Source organism: Aliidongia dinghuensis, from assembly GCF_014643535.1.
Classification (GTDB): domain Bacteria; phylum Pseudomonadota; class Alphaproteobacteria; order ATCC43930; family CGMCC-115725; genus Aliidongia; species Aliidongia dinghuensis.
The window spans coordinates 522,891-540,862 of the sequence record NZ_BMJQ01000001.1 but is presented as its reverse complement, the minus strand read 5'-3'; the positions used below and the strand labels follow the sequence as shown (position 1 = coordinate 540,862).

Annotated in this window: 19 protein-coding genes; 5 read left to right on the top strand and 14 right to left on the bottom strand. The window is 69.1% G+C overall.

Annotated elements, in window-relative coordinates; all coding sequences use genetic code 11:
- Window positions 1-28 precede the first annotated feature (28 nt).
- Complete coding sequence (gene panB, locus IEY58_RS02660; protein WP_189042143.1) at window positions 29-847, top strand: 3-methyl-2-oxobutanoate hydroxymethyltransferase; 819 nt, start codon at window positions 29-31, stop codon at window positions 845-847.
- A 2-nt stretch (window positions 848-849) separates the two neighbouring features.
- Here panB and IEY58_RS02655 read toward each other — a convergent pair whose 3' ends face one another.
- From IEY58_RS02655 to cobA, 4 genes are all read right to left on the bottom strand, one after another.
- The gene (locus tag IEY58_RS02655; protein ID WP_189042141.1) at window positions 850-2,859 is read right to left on the bottom strand and encodes a methyl-accepting chemotaxis protein; all 2,010 of its coding nucleotides are present in this window, start codon (window positions 2,857-2,859) and stop codon (window positions 850-852) included.
- Between the two features lie 256 nt (window positions 2,860-3,115).
- Window positions 3,116-3,934, bottom strand: coding sequence for a lysozyme inhibitor LprI family protein (locus tag IEY58_RS02650; protein WP_189042139.1), 819 nt, complete (start codon window positions 3,932-3,934; stop codon window positions 3,116-3,118).
- A 37-nt stretch (window positions 3,935-3,971) separates the two neighbouring features.
- Complete coding sequence (gene ppk2 / locus IEY58_RS02645) at window positions 3,972-4,892, bottom strand: polyphosphate kinase 2 (RefSeq protein ID WP_189042137.1); 921 nt, start codon at window positions 4,890-4,892, stop codon at window positions 3,972-3,974.
- A gap of 24 nt (window positions 4,893-4,916) precedes the next feature.
- The gene (gene cobA / locus IEY58_RS02640) at window positions 4,917-5,708 is read right to left on the bottom strand and encodes a uroporphyrinogen-III C-methyltransferase (protein ID WP_189042135.1); all 792 of its coding nucleotides are present in this window, start codon (window positions 5,706-5,708) and stop codon (window positions 4,917-4,919) included.
- A 182-nt stretch (window positions 5,709-5,890) separates the two neighbouring features.
- Between cobA and IEY58_RS02635 the strand changes: the two genes are divergently transcribed.
- Window positions 5,891-6,457 (top strand): ankyrin repeat domain-containing protein, encoded by a 567-nt coding sequence (locus IEY58_RS02635; protein ID WP_189042133.1) that lies wholly within the window; start codon window positions 5,891-5,893, stop codon window positions 6,455-6,457.
- 21 nt (window positions 6,458-6,478) lie between these two features.
- Here IEY58_RS02635 and IEY58_RS02630 read toward each other — a convergent pair whose 3' ends face one another.
- A complete protein-coding gene (locus tag IEY58_RS02630; protein WP_189042131.1) occupies window positions 6,479-8,170 on the bottom strand; it encodes an ArnT family glycosyltransferase in 1,692 nt (563 codons plus the stop codon).
- A 60-nt stretch (window positions 8,171-8,230) separates the two neighbouring features.
- Complete coding sequence (locus IEY58_RS02625) at window positions 8,231-9,034, bottom strand: sirohydrochlorin chelatase (RefSeq protein WP_189042129.1); 804 nt, start codon at window positions 9,032-9,034, stop codon at window positions 8,231-8,233.
- 38 nt (window positions 9,035-9,072) lie between these two features.
- Between IEY58_RS02625 and cbiB the strand changes: the two genes are divergently transcribed.
- Window positions 9,073-10,083, top strand: coding sequence for an adenosylcobinamide-phosphate synthase CbiB (cbiB, locus tag IEY58_RS02620; protein ID WP_189042127.1), 1,011 nt, complete (start codon window positions 9,073-9,075; stop codon window positions 10,081-10,083).
- Here cbiB and IEY58_RS02615 read toward each other — a convergent pair.
- The 5 genes from IEY58_RS02615 to IEY58_RS02595 all read right to left on the bottom strand — a co-directional run bounded on the left by IEY58_RS02615 (window position 10,080) and on the right by IEY58_RS02595 (window position 14,218).
- Complete coding sequence (locus IEY58_RS02615; RefSeq protein ID WP_189042125.1) at window positions 10,080-10,715, bottom strand: glutathione S-transferase family protein; 636 nt, start codon at window positions 10,713-10,715, stop codon at window positions 10,080-10,082. The genes cbiB and IEY58_RS02615 overlap by 4 nt on opposite strands.
- Before the next feature lie 122 nt (window positions 10,716-10,837).
- Entirely contained in the window at window positions 10,838-12,289 is a 1,452-nt protein-coding gene (locus IEY58_RS02610; RefSeq protein WP_189042123.1) for a cobyric acid synthase, read from the bottom strand.
- Window positions 12,290-12,323: 34 nt separating this feature from the next.
- Complete coding sequence (locus tag IEY58_RS02605; protein ID WP_189042121.1) at window positions 12,324-13,010, bottom strand: lipid-binding SYLF domain-containing protein; 687 nt, start codon at window positions 13,008-13,010, stop codon at window positions 12,324-12,326.
- 99 nt (window positions 13,011-13,109) lie between these two features.
- On the bottom strand, window positions 13,110-13,652 hold the full coding sequence (gene cobU / locus IEY58_RS02600; protein ID WP_189042119.1) for a bifunctional adenosylcobinamide kinase/adenosylcobinamide-phosphate guanylyltransferase: 543 nt from the start codon (window positions 13,650-13,652) through the stop codon (window positions 13,110-13,112).
- Window positions 13,653-13,672: 20 nt separating this feature from the next.
- A complete protein-coding gene (locus tag IEY58_RS02595) occupies window positions 13,673-14,218 on the bottom strand; it encodes a TetR/AcrR family transcriptional regulator (protein WP_189042117.1) in 546 nt (181 codons plus the stop codon).
- 82 nt (window positions 14,219-14,300) lie between these two features.
- On the opposite strand from IEY58_RS02595, the gene IEY58_RS02590 reads away from it, so the two are divergent.
- On the top strand, window positions 14,301-14,681 hold the full coding sequence (locus tag IEY58_RS02590) for a hypothetical protein (protein ID WP_189042115.1): 381 nt from the start codon (window positions 14,301-14,303) through the stop codon (window positions 14,679-14,681).
- Window positions 14,682-14,735: 54 nt separating this feature from the next.
- Here IEY58_RS02590 and IEY58_RS02585 read toward each other — a convergent pair whose 3' ends face one another.
- Window positions 14,736-15,035 (bottom strand): EthD family reductase, encoded by a 300-nt coding sequence (locus tag IEY58_RS02585; protein WP_189042113.1) that lies wholly within the window; start codon window positions 15,033-15,035, stop codon window positions 14,736-14,738.
- Window positions 15,032-15,907, bottom strand: coding sequence for an NAD(P)-dependent oxidoreductase (locus tag IEY58_RS02580; RefSeq protein ID WP_189042111.1), 876 nt, complete (start codon window positions 15,905-15,907; stop codon window positions 15,032-15,034). The genes IEY58_RS02585 and IEY58_RS02580 overlap by 4 nt, the downstream gene beginning before the upstream one ends.
- A 111-nt stretch (window positions 15,908-16,018) precedes the next feature.
- On the opposite strand from IEY58_RS02580, the gene IEY58_RS02575 reads away from it, so the two are divergent.
- Complete coding sequence (locus IEY58_RS02575; RefSeq protein WP_189042109.1) at window positions 16,019-16,642, top strand: TetR/AcrR family transcriptional regulator; 624 nt, start codon at window positions 16,019-16,021, stop codon at window positions 16,640-16,642.
- A gap of 224 nt (window positions 16,643-16,866) precedes the next feature.
- Here IEY58_RS02575 and IEY58_RS02570 read toward each other — a convergent pair whose 3' ends face one another.
- Window positions 16,867-17,922 carry a fatty acid desaturase family protein gene (locus tag IEY58_RS02570; RefSeq protein WP_189042107.1) on the bottom strand — a complete coding sequence of 352 codons (1,056 nt, stop codon included), beginning with the start codon at window positions 17,920-17,922 and terminating at the stop codon, window positions 16,867-16,869.
- Between the last annotated feature and the right edge of the window lie 50 nt (window positions 17,923-17,972).

The window sequence follows — 17,972 nt, the reverse complement described above, 5'->3', positions numbered from 1 at the left end:
CGTCCCGACCGCTTGAGACGAGGCCCCGATGAGCGCCCAGACCACAACACCGCGCCGCACCGTGCGCGATATCGTCAAGGGGGCGGCACCCAGCGTCTGGCTGACCGCCTATACGACGCCGATGGCGAAGCTCCTGGATCCGCATGTCGACGCGCTCCTGGTCGGCGACTCGCTCGGCATGGTGCTCTACGGCCTGCCGAGCACGCTCGCCGTGACGCTCGACATGATGATCGCCCATGGCGCTGCCGTGGTGCGCGGCGCGGCCCAGGCGCTGGTCGTGGTCGATCTGCCGTTCGCGAGCTACCAGGCCTCGCCGGAGCAGGCGTTCGTCAATGCCGCCCGCGTCATGGCCGAGACCGGCTGCGGTGCCGTCAAGCTCGAAGGCGGCATCGAGATGGCGCCGACGGTCAAGTTCCTGGCCGAGCGCGGCATTCCGGTCTGCGGCCATGTCGGCCTGATGCCGCAGTCGGTCAATACCGCCGGCGGCTTCCGTGCCCAGGGCAAGGACGAGGCCCAGGCGGCCAAGGTCGCGGCCGATGCGCGCGCCATCGCCGCGGCCGGCGCCTTCGCGCTCGTGATCGAAGGCACGGTCGAGCCGGTCGCCCGCGCCATCACCGAAAGCTTGGCCGTGCCGACCATCGGCATCGGCGCCTCGCCCGCCTGCGACGGGCAGGTGCTGGTGTCGGACGATCTCCTGGGCCTGTTCGGCGATTTCACGCCGAAATTCGTCAAGCGCTACGCCGAGCTCGGTCCCGCCGTGGGCGAGGCCGTCGCGGCCTATGCCGAGGACGTGCGCGCGCGGCGCTTTCCCGGGCCGGAGCATTGCTTCGGGGTGAAACGCGGCTGACGTCACGCCTGGCGCACCTGCTCCAGAAACTGGTCGACGGTCGCCCGGAGTGCGCCTTCCTGATGCCCGAGCCCGTCGGCCGCCGCCAGCACGTGGTTCGCGGCCTCGGCGGTCGAGAGCGTCGCCTCCGACACGCCGGAGATGTTGCGCGAGACCTCCTTGGTGCCGGCCGCAGCTAAGCTCACGTTCTTTGCAATTTCCGCCGTCGCCTGGCGCTGCTCGGTCATGGCGGACGCGACCTCGCTCGCGATCGAGGTCATCTCGCCGACTGTGCCGCCGATCTCGCGGATGGCACTCACGGTGCGGCCGGTGACGGACTGCATGGCCGCGATCTGGTTGCGGATGTCCTCGGTGGCGCTCGCGGTCTGGTTGGCGAGGCTCTTCACTTCGCTCGCCACGACAGCGAAGCCCTTGCCCGCCTCGCCGGCGCGCGCCGCCTCGATCGTCGCGTTCAAGGCCAGAAGGTTGGTCTGGCTGGCGATGTCGTTGATCAGCAGCACCACCGCCTCGATCCGTTCGGCCGCCTCGGCGAGCTCGCGCACCGTGTCGTCGGTCCGGCCGGTCATCTCGGACGCCTTCTGCGCGATCGCGGCGGACCGGCCGACCTGCTCGGCCACCGTCGAGATCGAAGCGGCCAACTCCTCGGTTGCCGCCGCGACGGCATCGACGTTGGACGAGGCCTCGTCGGAGGCGCTCGCGACCGCCTCGGCCTGGCGCCCCGTCTCCTCGGCCGCGGCCGACACGGCTGAGGACGTGCCGCGCAGGCCGGCGGAGGCGGCACCCAGATCATGGATGATGCCGCCGACATCGGTCTGGAACGCGCTCGTCAGCCGGTCGAGCGACTGCATGCGCCGGTCGCGCCGCGCCTGGGACGCCGCCTGCGCCTCTGCCAGTTCCTCCGCTTCGATCGCCGTCTGCTTGAACACCTCGACGGTCCGCGCCATCTGGCCGACCTCGTCGGCGCGGCCCACGGCCGGCACCGCGACCGAGCGGTCGCCGCCGGCGAGCGCCTGCATGACATGGGTCAGGCGGACGACCGGGCCCGCGATCGCGCGGCTGATGAGAAATGCCAGGATCGCCGCCAGCGCCACGGCGCCGAACGACATGAGCAGCACGGAGCGGCCGGCGCTCCCGACACTGGCGCGCGCGTCGAGCCCCAGGGTGCGCTGCGCCTCGACTGTGCGCTCGACCATGCTCGCGATCGACCGCAGCATCTCGTTGCCGGCGTCGGCCAGGTCGGACGCCTCGATCTTGCGCGCCTGCTCATAGGCGGCGATCGCGTCCTTGAACGTGCCGACCAGCTGGTCGGAGCTCTTGATCACGGTGATGACGTTCTTGCGGTATTCAGCGTCGGGCACGCGCACGCGCAACTGCGCCACCGCATCATTGACCTTGGTCAGCGCATCCTCGGCCTTGGTCTTGAACGCCGGATCATCGTCGCGGAAATAGCGCAGCGCGTTGGTGCGCGCCGCCGACGCCTGGCGCGCCACCTCGTTGTTGAGATAGAGCGCGATGTCTACCTTGCCGGCATTGGCGAGCGTCTCGACGAACTCGCCGAACGCCTGGTCGATCGTCTCGTCTAAGGGATCGAACTGGTCGCGCAAGAGCGAGCGCTTCTGCGCCAACAGCTTCGAGAGCTCGGCGAACTTGCCCTTGAACGTGCCGATCTTGTCGCCAACCTCGCCGAGGCCGCTCTTGATGGCCGCGTCGTCGATCTGCGCCCCAGCATCGGCGGCGCGCTGAGCCGCCTCGTCGATCGCCTTGTTGGCCTGGTCGGGCGTCTTCACGTCGCCGGCGAGATATTTCACCACCTCGAGCCGGGCGACGGCGACGCCGTCGCGCACCGACTGCAGGCGGTTGTTGGTCTCGGCCAGCGCCGCATAGCGCCCGAAATTGCCGTCGGCCGCGCGGAACGACAGCCATGCCGTCAGCACGACCGCGATCAGCAGCAGAATGACGACGCCGAAACCCCCACCAACCTTGAGGGAAATGCGCCAGTCGGAAAACCGCATGAACCCGCTCCCGAAATATGCTCGCCGCGTTCCTGCCCCCACGAGTGCGGGTTCTGCCGCCCGGATTCAAATCACGGAAAATTGCCGCAGGAAGGTGGGGGCAATTTATCGGCAAAATCTTTCGGATTCGTTAGGCGTCTCCGGGCCGGCATAGTTGGTCTCGCAAGAAACCAAGTGGTCGAGCGGGTTGTGACACGATGATTACTGTGAGTATTTATATCATCAGATGAAACACGCTGCGCGGGAGGGTAACACCTCAGCGCACGAGCAGCCGGGCATCCTCGCTCGCGGGTTTCCAGACCTGATAGGCGAAATGGCAATCCCTGAGGCCCGCGTCCCGGCAGACCTTGAACTCTGCCAGCAGGCTGCCGTCCGCCGCCGGGATCAGGAGGTCGCTCGGATTGACGGCACCGGCCAGCACGAAGGCGGGCGCCGTCGCCGGCAGCTTCAGCCCGGCCGCCATCCGGTCGCCGCCGGCCGCATCCGCAAGCGTCGTCTTCTGCAGGCCGAACGGTGCGCAATAGGGCTTAGCCACGGCGTCCTTCTGGGTGCACAGCATGCCCGGATGGCCGGTCAGGATCCGGCCAAGCGCCGGCAGGCCCCAGCCGATTGCCGCATTCTCCAGATGCTCCGCCTCTGAATGCTCGACGGATCCGTCCGGCGTCACGAAGCCGTCGGCGCGCCATTCTCCCTGCAGCACGACGATGTCGAGCCCCTTCAGGACCCGTGTGCGGTTGTCGGTCGCGGCCGCGAGTGCCGTCAGATCGTCGAGTCGCGCCGCATAGTGCGCCTTCAGGCATTCGGGCTCGGCATCGGGACAGGCGGCGTCCCGCCCCGCGATCCAGGCGCGCTGCCCCTGAACCAGGTCATGGCGCAGCCCATCATCCGCGAGCGCCGCACGAACCTTGGCATATTGCCGGGCGATCTTGACGTCGAGCGCCGTCAAGGCGGGATCGGCGCACACCGCCCGATCGGCCGGCGCCTTGGCCTTAGCGCAATCGATGCCGTCCGCGCTTGCCGGCCCGGCGACCAGGAGCAAGAGGCCGACGGCGATAGACCAGAAAGAGCGGATCACGCGATAGCCTCGGTCGAGAATGGCCGGCACGCCGGGATCAATAGAGCTCCGGCACCCAGTGCTGGCTCGACTTCTTCGGCCGGACGTAGCCACCGTCCGGCTGGCGCGGCGGCAGGTCGACCTCGATCGGCTCCAGATCCTTGTACGGGACCTGGCGCAGGAGATGGGCGATGCAGTTGAGCCGCGCCCGCTTCTTGCTGTCCGCATCGACGATGTGCCACGGCACGAGCTTCGTGTCGGTATGCTCGAGCATGCGGTCCTTGGCCCTGGAATATTCGACCCAGTGGGCGCGCGAGGCGATGTCCATCGGCGACAGCTTCCAGCGCTTGATCGGGTTGCGCATGCGCTCGATGAAGCGGGCCTCCTGCTCCTCGTCGCTGACGGAGAACCAGTATTTGACGAGATGGATGCCGGAACGGACGAGCATTTCCTCGAACAGCGGGCAGGCGCGCAGGAACTCCTCGTATTCCTCGTTCGAGCAGAAGCCCATGACATGCTCGACGCCGGCGCGGTTGTACCAGCTGCGGTCGAACAGCACGATCTCGCCGGCCGCCGGCAGCTGGGCGACGTAGCGCTGGAAATACCACTGGGTCCGCTCGCGCTCGGTCGGCGTGCCCAGCGCTACGACGCGGCAGGTTCGGGGATTGAGGCTTTCGGTGATGCGCTTGATGACGCCGCCCTTGCCGGCCGCATCGCGCCCCTCGAACAGCACGCAGACCCTGAGGCCCTGGATCTTGACCCATTCCTGCAGCTTGATGAGCTCGAACTGCATGCGCGCCAGTTCCTCGACGTATTTGTAGCTCCGCTTCTTCGCGCGCGGCGGCTTGGCGTCGCCGACGACTTCCCAGCGGTCCTCGATGATCGTGCGCTCGCGCGCGTTGCGCAGCACCTCCCCGCCGAGCTTCAGCCTGCCGTTGCCATCCTCTGCGACGGGCTGCTTGTCGTTATCTTTCGCCATGGCTTCTCTCTCCCGGAATCTGCCTCAGGGATGGTCCCAATGTCCGAGCCAGTCGAGCTGGTCGCGATATTGGACGACCGGACCGACGACAACGATGGCCGGCGGCTCGATTGCAGACGCGGCGACGGCAGCCGCGACGGTCGCAAGCGTCGCCGTCAGCACCTGCTGGTCGGCGCGCGCCGCCTTGCTCACGACCGCGACCGGCTCGTCCGGCGACCGCCCTTCGGCCACGAGGCGCGCCGCGATCGCATCCAGCTGGCGGAACGCCATGTAGAAGACGAGCACCGGCGCCGCGCGCGCCAGCGACGCCCAATCGATGCCCTCGGGCAGCAGCCCCTGGGCGTCATGGCCGGTGACGAGCGCCAAGACCTGGTTGGTGTCGCGATGGGTCACCGGGATGCCGGCATAGGCGAGCCCGCCGATCCCGGCCGTGATCCCGGGCACGATGCGGAACGGCACGCCCGCAGCGGCGAGCGTCAGCGCCTCCTCGCCGCCGCGGCCGAACACGAACGGGTCGCCGCCCTTGAGCCGCACGACGCGATGGCCGGCGCGGGCCAGCTCGATCAAGCGCTTCGAGATGTCGGGCTGGGTCGGCGACGGCCGGCCACCGCGCTTGCCGGCATATTCGAGCACCGCGTCCGCGCGCGTGAAATCGAGCAGGCGCTCGTCGATGAGCGCGTCATAGACGATCGCATCCGCCGTCTCGAGCGCATGGCGCCCGATGAGCGTCAGCAGCCCCGGATCGCCCGGCCCGGCGCCGACCAGCCAGACCGAACCGGGCGCAAACTCGGGAAAGGTGAAAGGCACGCGGTCCATGAAACGATCCGATCCTGCTTCGTGATGCAAAATCAGCTTCCCCAGCCTGCGCAGGAATGCAAGGGGTGGAATCTGCGGAGCTGCGGCACAAGATCTCACCGGCCGACCGCTGGCCAAGCGGCCGGCCCTACCGTAGTTTTCCGGCTCGGTCACTTGCACCCCGTCCTCGGAGTCTCCGCTTGATGTCGCTGCGTTCCCCGTCCCGTTCTGCCCTGCTGCTGGCCGGCCTCCTCTGCCTTGCGGCCGTGCCGGCCCGCGCCGATCTGACCGGCGGCTACTACAACACGATCAAGGCAGCCCAGACGGGCGACATGGAGACCCTGCGCCAGCAAGTCGTGCGCGGCGAGGAGCTCAATCACCAGGACAATGACGGCAAGACGGCGCTCACCTACGCCGCGATCGCCGGCAATGGTGCCATGGTGAAGCTGCTGCTGCAGGGCGGCGCGCGCACGACGATCCGCGACGGCGACGATCGCCTGCCGCTGCACTGGGCCGTGCAGAAGGACAATCCGGAGGCGGTGGCCGCCCTGCTCGACGGCGGGGCCGCCATCGAGGCGACGGACAAGCGCGGCACCACGCCGCTGATGATGGCGGCGACGAACGGCAATCTCGGCGTCGTGCGCGTGCTGCTTGCCCATCACGCCAAGATCGATACACGCGACTATACCGGCCGCTCCGCCCTCGACATGGCAACCGACGCGCGCCAGACGCTCGTCGTCCAGGCTTTGAAGCAGGCGGGCGCGCAATAGCGCCCGATCAGGCCACCCGCCTCAGGATCCCGCGGGCGCGAGCCGGTAGAGCCGGAGCGTGATCCAGCGGCCGTTCGAGTAGTCGAAGCCGCGGACCGCGCCATAAAGCCGGTCCGTCCTGCCGGCCGCCGTGACCGCGGCGGTGAAGTCCTGGTCCTGCCGATCGGCGACGAGCGCCAGCTTCGCCGTGCCGTCGACGAGCGCCGCCGCCGCCTCGGCCGGGGCGAGCAACCGCGTGCCGGTGCCAAGCAGGAAGACGAGGCTCGGCTCCGTATAGCCGGTCGAGACCAACTGCTCGTCGGGTAGCCGCTCGGCGGCAACAAGCGCTGCGGCCGAGCGGCTGAGCCAGATCGCGTTGACGTGGGGCAGCACGAGCGCGAAGCCGGGCGCCACAACCAGCAGGGCGGCGACCAGGGCCACGCCGGCATTGGCGACGCTCGGCCGCGCCCGCTCGTGCCACAGGAAATGCCAGAGCGCCGCCAGCACCGCGGCGGCCGCGACGGCGCCGCCGAACGACGCCCGCCGGTCAAGGACGAGCGGGAGCACGACGAGCCCGGCCGCAAGCACCACACCGACGACGGCCCAGAGGACGGCCGGCAGCCACTGCACCCAGCGGCGCGACACGCCCATCCCCTCCTCCGCCGCGGCAATCAGGCCCTTCGCCGTCAGCAGGCCCAGCGCCGGATAGAGCGGCACGACATAGTGCGGCAGCTTGGTCGGCACCGCCTCGAGCAGGATCCAGGACGGGACCGCCCAGGCGATGAGGAATCGCGCTGCGGGCAGCCGGCGATTGCGCCAGGCCCAGACGGCGCCGAACCCCAGGAACAGGGTGCCGGGCCAGAAGGTCGCCGGCAGCAAGGCCAGGTAATAGCCGGGTGGCGCGCCATGCGCCTCCTGCGCGCCCGCGACCTTGCCGAGGAAATCGTGGCCGACCGCCTCGTTCAGGAATTGGCCCTGGGTCGCAAGCTCGATCGCAACAAGCCAGGGCAGCACCAGAACCAGCAAGAGCGGCACGCCCCAGAACGGGCGCAGCGCCTTGAGCCAGCCGCCGCGCCGGTCGACGATCGCCAAGGCCAGGATGGTGAGCAGCGAGAACGCCGGCACGACCGGACCTTTGATCAGGATCGCCAGCGCCTGGGCGATCCAGAACAGGGCCGCGAGACCCGCCCCGACCGACTCGCCCCGGCGCGGTGCCAGATAGGCCGCGGCGAGCACGCCTTGCGCCGCAACCGCGGTCGCGAGCAGTGCGGCGTCGGTCGTTGCGACATGGGCCTCGAACACCAGATCGAGTGAGCCGGCAAGCAAGCCCGAGGCCACGAGCGCCGTGCGCCGGTCGAAGATCTGCTGGCCGAACAGGAAGGTCAGCAGCACCGCGACGGTGGCCCCCAGCACGGAGACCAGCCGATAGGGCCAGACCGCCGTCGACCCGGCGCTGCTCAAACCATCGACCACGGCGGACTGCAGCCAGTAGATGCCGGCCGGCTTCTTGTTCCGCGCCTCGTCCTGGAAGCGGATGTGCAGGAAGTCGCCGGTCTCCAGCATCTGGCGCGTCGCCTGGATGTAGCGCGCCTCGTCGCGGTCGACCGGCGGCAGGTTCGCGAGGCCAGGCAGATAGAGCGCCAGCGAAAGAAGGAGCAGCAGAAGCCAGGGACGGCGCCCTTCGGCCAAATGATCGAGCCGGGCGCCGAGCCCGTAAGTGTCATGGAGTCTCACGGGCAGCAGGCTTACGCGCAAGCGCGGGTAGAAGGCAAGGCCGGGCGGCGATGACGGCGGCTAGGGCGAAGGCGTCTCTGCCAGTGCGTGCGCCCGGGCGGCGAGCGTGTCCAGCACGAGCGGATGGGCACCCAGCACCTCGGCCTCGGCGAGTTCGACGCGTCCCGCAGCAGCGGCGCGCGCTTCGGCCCGCGCCTGGCGTAGCAGATTGCCCTCGGTCAGGAACCAGGGCAGCAGCAGGACGCGCGCGAAGCCGCGGGCGGCGAGCGCCTCGACCGCTGCCCCGACCGGTGGAGAGGCGACCGAGGCGTAGCATGCGATGGCGTCGCCGAAGCCCAGCGCATGGCGGACCTCCTCCGCGAGCGTCGTCAGCGCGGCATTGGCGCCCGCGTCGCTGCTGCCGGCGCCGACCAGCGCCAGGCCCGTACCGGCCCGTGCCGCCGGCTCGGCCGCGACGGCGCCGGCAGCAGCGATGTGGGCGCGCTCGGCCAAGGCATCGACCAATCGCGGGTCGGCGCCAAGCTCGCGCCCCAGATGCCAGGCGACACCATGCCGCGCCGCCGCCGCGGCCAGCAGGCGCGGCAGGTCCTCGCGCACATGGCGCGCGGCGAACAGGAAGCCGGGAATCGCCAGGATTCGCGTCGCCCCGGCCGCGGCAAGCGTGCCGACCGCCGCCTCTAGATCGGGCTCGGCCAGCTCCATGAAGCCATGGGCGAACGGCCGGCCGGCAAGCTGCGGCGCCAGGCCGCGGGCGATCGCGGCAAAGCCCGCGACCGCGCCCAAGTCGCGGCTGCCATGGCCGCACAGCAGATACCCGTCGCCCCCATACCCGCCGCCGGCAGCGACCGTGTCGCGTTCGGTCATTGACCCGGCCGCCCGCCGCTCGCCATGCTCCGCGCGCGATGACTCATTCCGCCCTTCTCCTGTTCCTGCCCGGCCAGACGGCCGACCGTCTCGTCATCCTCGTGCTGGCGCTCGGCCTCGACTGGCTCGTGGGCGACCTGCCGCTCATCTTCCGCTATGTGCCGCACCCGGTCGTGCTGATCGGCAGAGCCATAGCCCTATTCGACCGGCGCCTCAATCGCGAGGCGCGGAGTGCCCGGACCCGGCGCTGGCGCGGCGTCATCACGCTCGTCGCCATGGTTGTGAGCGCGGCGCTCGTGGGCGTGATCCTGAGCTTCATCGCCACCCGGTTCGGCCGCTGGAGCGGCCTGGTCGAGTTGCTGATCGTGGCCGTGCTGGTGGCCCAACGCAGCCTCCACGACCATGTGGTCCGCGTCATGCGCGCGCTCGACGCGGAAGGGCTCGCCGCCGGCCGGGTCGCGGTCAGCCATATCGTCGGGCGCGATCCGGCCAGCCTCGACGCCCATGGTGTCGCGCGTGCCGGCATCGAATCGCTCGCCGAGAATTTCTCCGACGGCGTGGTGGCGCCGGTGCTGGCCTACGCGCTGGCCGGCCTGCCCGGCCTCATCGTCTACAAGACGGTCAACACGCTCGACAGCATGATCGGCCATAAGACGCCGCGCCACATCGCCTTTGGCTGGGCATCGGCCCGGTTCGACGATCTCTTGAACCTGGTGCCGGCGCGGCTCTCGGGGCTGCTGGTCGGCGCCGCGGCCCTGTTCGTGCCGCGGGGCACGCCGGTCCGGGCGCTCCGCACCATGCTGCGCGACGCCGGCAAGCACCGCTCGCCCAACGCCGGCTGGCCCGAGGCGGCGATGGCCGGCGCGCTGGACCTGGCGCTGGCCGGCCCGCGCCGCTACGGCGACATCGTGGTGACCGATCCCTGGATGGGCGACGGCCGCGCCCGGGCGACGGTCGCCGACATGGCAGCGGCGCTCCGCGTATTCCGGGTCGCCTGCCTGCTCGAGGTGCTGGCGCTCGGCACCGCGGCCGTGGTGCTCACCTTTTAGGAGGCCGCCGCGGCCTTGTGCTGGGCTGCGAGCGCTTCATCGAGCGCCCTGACCTTGGCGGCGGCGGGCCGGGCCGCGACGCGCTCGACATAGGCCAGGATCGCCGGCAGATCCGGCACCAGCTTGAACCGGGTCATCCAGCCGAGCGCCGTGCCCCAGAGCACGTCCGCCGCCGTGAAGCGCTCGCCCAGGAGGTAGGGCCCGACCGCCAGCGCGTCGACGACCGTCTTCAGCATCGTGTCGTAATCGCCGTAGGGACAGGTGCTGGGCGGCGCCGGCTCGCGCTTCAGCGCCTTGTCGACGACGGCGGGTTCGAAGCAGGAGCCGTAATAGACGAGCCAGCGCAGATAGGGGCCGCGCAGGGGGTCGCTGATGGCAGGTGCCAGGCCGGCCGCGGGGAAGAGATCGGCCAGATAGATGAAGATGGCCGGCTGTTCGGTGACGAGCGCGTCGCCATGCCGGATCGCCGGCACCTTGCCCATCGGGTTGATCGCGAGATAACCGGCCTGGCGCTGCTCGCCCGCCGTCATGTTGACCGCCTGGAGCGTATAGGGCGCGCCCAGCTCCTCGAGCAGGATGCGGGTGCCCGTCGAACGCGTATGGGGCGAGTGATAGAAGATGAGCGCGGTCATGGGGCCTCCCTTGGACGTTGCCTCGTTCCAGCGACGGGTCTCGCGCCGCCGATGCAGTTGAGGCTAGCCGGGGGCTCCTGACAACAGCGTGTCAGGATGAGCCAGAACTTTGCCCGAGAAAATCAGCGCGCGCGCGCAATTTCCAGCAGCCGGTCCAGATCGATCACCGTCTCCAGGTGATCGGCCAGGCGGTCGAGCGTACGGCCGACCATGGCCTCGAACCCGAGCGTCGGATCAGTGGCGGCGCCGACGTCGCCCAGGAACCGCCGGCGCCAGCCGTCGGCCGTGAACAGCCCGTGCAGATAGCAGCCGGCGATCCGCCCGTCGGCCGAGACCGCGCCCTCGGGCCGGCCGTCCAGCACGAGGAATGGCTGGGTGCGGCCAGGCCCGTCGGTCTCGCCGACATGGATCTCGTAGGCCTGGAGCTGCTCGCCGGTCAGATCGTCGCGAACATCGAGCCGCGTGAGAGTCTTATGGGCATGGAGCACCGTCGTGACGTCGAGCAGGCCGAGGCCCGCGCTTTCGCCGGCCGGCCCTTCCATGCCGGTCGGGTCGACGATGCTGCGGCCGAGGATCTGGTAGCCGCCGCACAGGCCGAGCACCCGGCCGCCGGCGCGCGCATGGGCCAGGAGGTCGATGTCCCAGCCCTGGGCGCGGAGCGCCGCGAGATCGGCGCGCGTCGCCTTGGAGCCGGGCAGCAGCACCAGGTCAGCGTCGCGCGGCAGCGGCCGGCCAGGGGCGACGAACTCGACCGAGACGCCGGGCTCGGCCGACAGCGGGTCGAGATCGTCGAAGTTCGAGATATTGGGCAGGCGCGGCACCACGACCCGGAAGGCGCCGCCCTCCCGTATGCCCAAGGATTGGTCGAGCGCCACTGCATCTTCGGCCGGGAGCTTTGCCGCCTCGGCCCAATGCGGCACGATGCCGAGGCAGTCGAGCCCGGTGCGCGCCTTCAGGATGTCGACCGCCGAACCGAACAGGCCGACATCGCCGCGAAACTTGTTGATGAGATAGCCCTTGAGCCGCGCCCGCTCTGCCGGCTCGAGCAGTGCCTGCGTGCCGACGATCGAGGCGATGACGCCGCCGCGGTCGATGTCGCCGATGAGGACGACCGGCACGTCCGCGGCCTCGGCAAAACCCATGTTGGCGATGTCGCCGGCGCGGAGATTGACCTCGGCCGGGCTGCCGGCCCCCTCGATCAGCACCAGGTCGGCCCGGGCGGCGAGCCGATCGAAGCTCTCGAGCACGAAGGGCATGAGCTCGGGCTTCAAGGCCTGATAGCGCCGCGCCTCGGCATCGCGCCAGACGCGGCCCTGCACGATGATCTGGGCCCCCGTCTCGGAATGGGGCTTCAACAGCACCGGGTTCATGTCGATGCCGGGCTCGACGCCGCAGGCGCGCGCCTGCAGCGCTTGCGCCCGGCCGATCTCGCCGCCGTCGGCGGTGACCGCGGCGTTGTTCGACATGTTCTGCGGCTTGAACGGCAAGACGCGAAGGCCGCGCCTCGTGAAGGCGCGGCCCAATCCCGCGACGAGCAGGGACTTGCCGACGTCGGACCCTGTGCCCTGGAACATCAGGGCCGGGGTCCGACGGGCTCCGGAAGGGGCGTCAGCTCTGGCTGGCAAGCGTCGTCCGGAGGCTGTCGGCGCCGGTATTCTTGACCGAGCGCTTGTTGACGATCGTGGCCGGCGACACCGCATGGCCGTAATAGGCCTCGTTCCAGCTGTCGCGCGGCTTGATGATCGAGCCGTTCAAGGTGATGCCGGCATAGGCGCCCGACGAGGACGACCAGACGACCAGATCGGCGTTGAGCGCGCTCGTCGTCGACGCCTCGGCGGTCGAGCCCAGGGTCACGACGGCGAGGCCGGCCTGGGCACCGATCTTGAATTCATCGCGCATGAAGGCCTGCAGGCCCTTGTCGGTGAGGGCGAACACGATGAGCTCCGCCTCCTCGCCGCCGATCTGCAGGCCGAACGAGGCCGACGCCAGCGTATAGAACGCCGGATAGCTCCACTCGCGACCGGCGCCGCGCGTCAGCAGCACGCCGGTGCCGCCCTCGCCGCCCAGGAAGAAGCCGCCCTTGATGAGCGACGGGACGATGAGGACGCCCTTGGCCCGGCGCAGCAGCTCCGCACCGTTGCCGAATTCCTTGTCTTTGTGCAGGTCGTCGAGGGTGATGCGGGCGTGCTCGACCAAATCCTGCTGATCACTCGCCGCGAACGCAGCCGAAGCAGTCGCAGTCATCAGGCCGAGCGCCGCAATGGCGCCGAAAGCGCGCTTCCAGACAGTCAACATCACAACGTTCCTCTCGCTGGTTTTCTTACCGCGCTGGGCGGTGGATGTCTCGTGCCTGTTAACGCATTACCATCGAATCAGTTGCAGAAACTCAGGGAATCACTTGACAGTTGGTTTCTCTGGCGATTTCAGCACCATCGGCAGGCCGGCGGTGACGAACACGACCCGGTCTGCCGCGGCGGCGACCCGCTGATGCAATCGCCCGGCGTGGTCGCGGAAGGCGCGCGCCAACGTGTTGTCGGGCACGATGCCCTGCCCGACCTCGTTCGACACGAAGACGACCGGGCCGGCAAGCTCGCCGATCGCCTCGACCAGTGCCGCCGTCTCGACCGCGATGTCGCGCTCCGCATGCATCAGGTTCGAAAGCCACAGCGTCAGGCAATCGACCAGAACCGGCCGGTTCGCCCGGACCACCATACGCAGTGTGCCGACCAGGTCGAGCGGCTCCTCGATCGTGCGCCAGCCGTCGCCACGCTGGCTGCGATGCCGGGCGATGCGCGCCGCCATCTCCTGGTCGCCGGCCTCCGCGGTCGCGAGATAGACCGCGTGGATGCTGGCGTCGCGGATCAGTCCCTCGGCATAGGCGCTCTTGCCGGAGCGCGCGCCGCCCAGGACCAGGGTCGATCGGGGCAGAGCAGTCATGTCCCATCCCTAGCACAAGCTTAAGGCCGCCGCAGCAATGCCGCGCACAGCCGCTCGGCGTCGGCCCGCCGCTCCTCAGCCGGCCGGTCCCAATCCATGACAAAGCCGCCCATGACCCAGCGATAGGCGATGCGCGCCCGGGACACGACCTCCTCGTCTGCGAAACCCGCCCCTGAGAATTGGGCGGTGAGATAGGCGTGCCGGCGCGCGTCGACCCGGCCCTGCACTGCCACCGCAGCAGCATCGGTCGCGGCCCAGGCGCGCACCGCCCGCTCGAGCCGCCCGTCCGCTGTCGCGGCGATGCGGAACAGGTTCATGAGCCGGGCCGCCGCATCGCCACCCGCGGCCTCGACCTCGTCGATGACCGCGTCGGTCGCGCGCCGCTCCCATTCCGCGAGCACGGATGCGAGCAGCGCCGGCCGGTCGGCGAAGTGCCAGTAGAAGCTGCCCTTGGTGACGCCCAGCCGCTTCGCCAGCGGCTCGACCCGCAGGGCCGCAACCCCGTCGCGCGCGAGCGTCGAGAGCGCCGCGGTGAGCCAGTCTTGACGGGTCAGTCGATCTTCCATGGAAAGACCATACGGTAGCGTATTGACTCGCTCAAGGCATCAGGCCAATGATGACCATACGGAACCGTATGGAGCTCGGATCATGCCGTCCGCCCTGATCGCCGCCGCCGTTCTCACCGCCCTGCTCGGCCTCGCCCATTCATGGCTGGGCGAGGCGCGCCTCATCGGCCCGCTCCTGGCGCCGGACCAGCGCGCCGGCCTGCTCGCGAAAAGCGCCTTTGCCCGTGCCATCCTGCGCTTTGCCTGGCACCTGACCAGCGTCGCCTGGTGGGGCCTGGCTGCGATCCTCGCCGCCGTGGCGCTTGCAGGCCCGGCCGCGGCCGAAACGGCGACGCTCGCCGCAATCGGAGCGACGCTGGCGCTCTCCGGCATCATCGTGCTGGTGACGAGCCGCGGCCGCCATCTGGCCTGGCCGGTTTTCCTCGCCGCCGCCGTGCTCGCGGTCTTGCCGGTCGTGGCTTAGCGACGCCTAGTCAGCGCCACCGGTCGAGCGCTGGGCTCGACCGGGCCCGCCCTGTCAGAGCGGAATCGCGCGGCTGCGGGCGGGCGCGACGTCGGTAAACTTCTTGATATCGGCCATGACCTCGGCGGTTCGCGGCGCGCCGAACGCGGCGGCGAGCGCCGCCTCGTCGCGGAATTCGCAGACTGCCACCGCGATCATTCCCGCACCATCGCCGGCGGGGAAAAAGGCGGCCACCGACTGGAGCCCATACGCGCCCCAGGCCTCACGAACGAGCGGTAGATGGGTGGCGACATAATAGTCGCGGTCGAAACGCGTGCTACCGCCGCCGGCATAGGTCACGAACAGTGTCGTCATCTTCCCGCCCCGCGGTTGCTGCCGGCCCCATACTCGGCGATCGCCGACCAGTCCTTGTCGCCGAGGCCCGCCGCGACGGCCTCGGCCATGTGCGCGTGGAGCACGGCGAGCTGGGGCAGGCGTTTGCCCGCCTGCTCGGCCGCTGCGGCCGCAAGACCCAGATCCTTCAGCCCGAGGCGCATGCGGAAGCCCGGCTCGAAGTCGCCGCTCGCGATCTTGGCGCTATAGCTCTGGTAGGCCCGGCTGCCGGCGAATTGCGTCTCGAGGATCAGGTCGAAGAAGGCCGCAGGCGCCAAGCCGTTGCTTCGGGCCAGCACGGCGGCCTCGGCCATGGCCTCGACCGCCATGGCGATCATCATATTGCCGGCGATCTTCGCGGCGTTCGCCTGCTTCGGATCCTCGCCCAGCACCCAGGTCTTCCGGCCGATGGCGTCGAACAGCGGCCGGACCCGGTCGACCGCCACCGCCGCGCCGGCAGCCACGATGGTGAGCTGCGCTGCCGCGGCGACATCCGGCCGGCCGAACACCGGCGCCGAGACATAGCCGACGCCGGCGACCGCGTGTGCCACGGCCAACTCGCCCGCGAAATCGAGCGAGATCGTTGCGGTCACCACGTGCACCACGCCCGGCCGCGCGTCACCGAGGATGCTCGGCGTCAACAGCACCTCACGGATTGCCGCATCGTCCGACAGCATGGTGAAGACAGCGTCGGCCTGGAACGCGTCGCGCGGCGAGGCGGCGATCTCGAAACCCGTGGCCGCCTCCGCGGCGAGGGGCGAGCGGTTCCAGACCCGGACCCGATGGCCGGCGTTCGCGATGTTGCGTGCCATGGCCAGGCCCATCTTGCCCAACCCGATGAAACCGACATCCATTCAGCGTCTCCGTTTCAACTTCCAGATCGATCGTTCCAAAAGTCGTCGGCGCGCAGCGGCTTGTCAAGAACTTCTGGATCGACCAGTCTAGAAGTCGAATGGGAGGATGCCATGCCGCGAACGGGCCGACCGCGCGAGTTCGACAAGACGCAAGCCGTGCGCCAGGCGATGCGGCTATTCTGGGCTCGAGGCTACGAGGCCACCTCGCTGTCAGAGCTGAAGGCGGCGATGGGCGGCCTCTCGACGGCGAGCTTCTATGCGGCGTTCGGCTCGAAGGACGCGCTGTTCAAGACGGTCGTCGCCCATTACCGCGAGACGCACGGGCGCGTGACGGCGCCGCTCCGCGATCCGGACCTGACACCGCGCGCGGCGATCGAGCGGGCGCTGCGCCAATCCGCGCGGATGCAGACCGATCCGGACCATCCGCAGGGCTGCTTCATTGTGCTGGGGGCCGCGACCTCAGCCGCCGAGAACGAGCCGATCCGCGCGCTGCTGGCGGCGGAACGGGCCGAGACCCGCGCCGGCTTCGAGTCTTGCGCCCGCCGGGCGATCGCCGCCGGCGAGTTACCGCCCGATGCCGACCCGGCGGATCTCGCCACCCTGTTCAGCACCTTCCTGTTCGGAATCTCGACCCAGGCGCGCGACGGCGTGCCGATCGAAACACTGGAAGCGGCGATCGGGCGGCTCATGGGGATATGGGACGCGCTCGCGCGGACCGAGCCGGCGTCACCCTGATGACGGCCCTAACCGACGGCGAACAACTGCGCCCGGCCGCCCTTCCCGAAAGAGCGCCGGAAGTTGCGTGGCAATATATTGTCAATAAATTGCCACCGCCAAGGGTTCTTCAACCCGACTTCAACTCGGCGACATCATGTGTTTTGGAGACTCAGCTTGAGTCAATGCCAGAAATAATTTGAGCAGGAGCGACCCTCGTTTCAAGAGTTCATCACTCGCCCGGCTTATCCGCCGGTCTCGCCATGTTTCGGGAACGGCACGAGCCGGCCGAGCTTCTCGTCCCACAATGCCAGCCGCCAGGAGGCGAGTAAGCGCCAGACCGACACAGGCGGTACCGCCGCGAGCGCGGGATTGGCTCGATTGCAGGCCTGAAGCCGATAATTGGGGATCCGCGGGTTCAGGTGATGAACATGGTGAAAGCCGATATTGCCGGTGAACCATCGCAGCACGCCAGGCAGCTTGAGATAGGAACTGCCGCCGAGCGCGGCGGCGACGGGATCCCATTCGCCCTCTCGCATCCATCGGGCGCTCTCGAAACGGTGTTGGATCGAGAACAACCAGACGCCGATCGTGGCCGCCAGCATGAGGATCGGCATCTGGACCAGCAAAACGGCGCGGACGCCGACCAAGACCGCCAGCCCGGTGAACAGGGCGAGCAGAGCAATGTTCGTCAGGTAGACCGATCGCCGTTCGGCGCGCCACGATCGGGGAGAATCAAAGGGCACGCGGTAGAGGAGCAGGAAGACGATCGGCGGCAAGGCGAAGAGCGCCACGAGCGGGTGCTGGATCAGGCGATAGAGCCACTGTCGCCAACCGGACATCCCCTGATATTCCGCGAGGGTCAGGCAACTGGAATAGATATCGGCGCCGGCATTTCGCCGATCGAGGTTGTTCCAGTGGCTATGATGGCCGGCATGCTGACGGCGCCACATGGCATAAGGCGTGACGGTTGCGAGGCTGCACAGCGTGCCGAGAATATCGTTGAGCCGGCGCGATCGAAAAAAGGCGCCGTGACCGCAATCATGCTGAATGATGAACAGCCGAACCACGCAGCCGGCGGCCGGCACGGCGAGCGCCCAGGTCGCCCAGAGCGACCACGCGAGCAAGTGGTACATCGCGACCGATAACGCCAGCAATGGCACGAGGGAGCTTGCAATTTGCCAGAGGCACAGCGGCAGGGATGGTTGCTGGAACGGCAAAGTCCCGCGCTTCAGCGCGCCAGGGTCGAACGTCAGATCGACTTTGTGCTCAATGGCTGATTTCCCGGTCGTGGCGGGCATGGTCGCGCAATTCTTCGCAGGGCAGTGAACTCTCGGTAGCCTATCTGCCT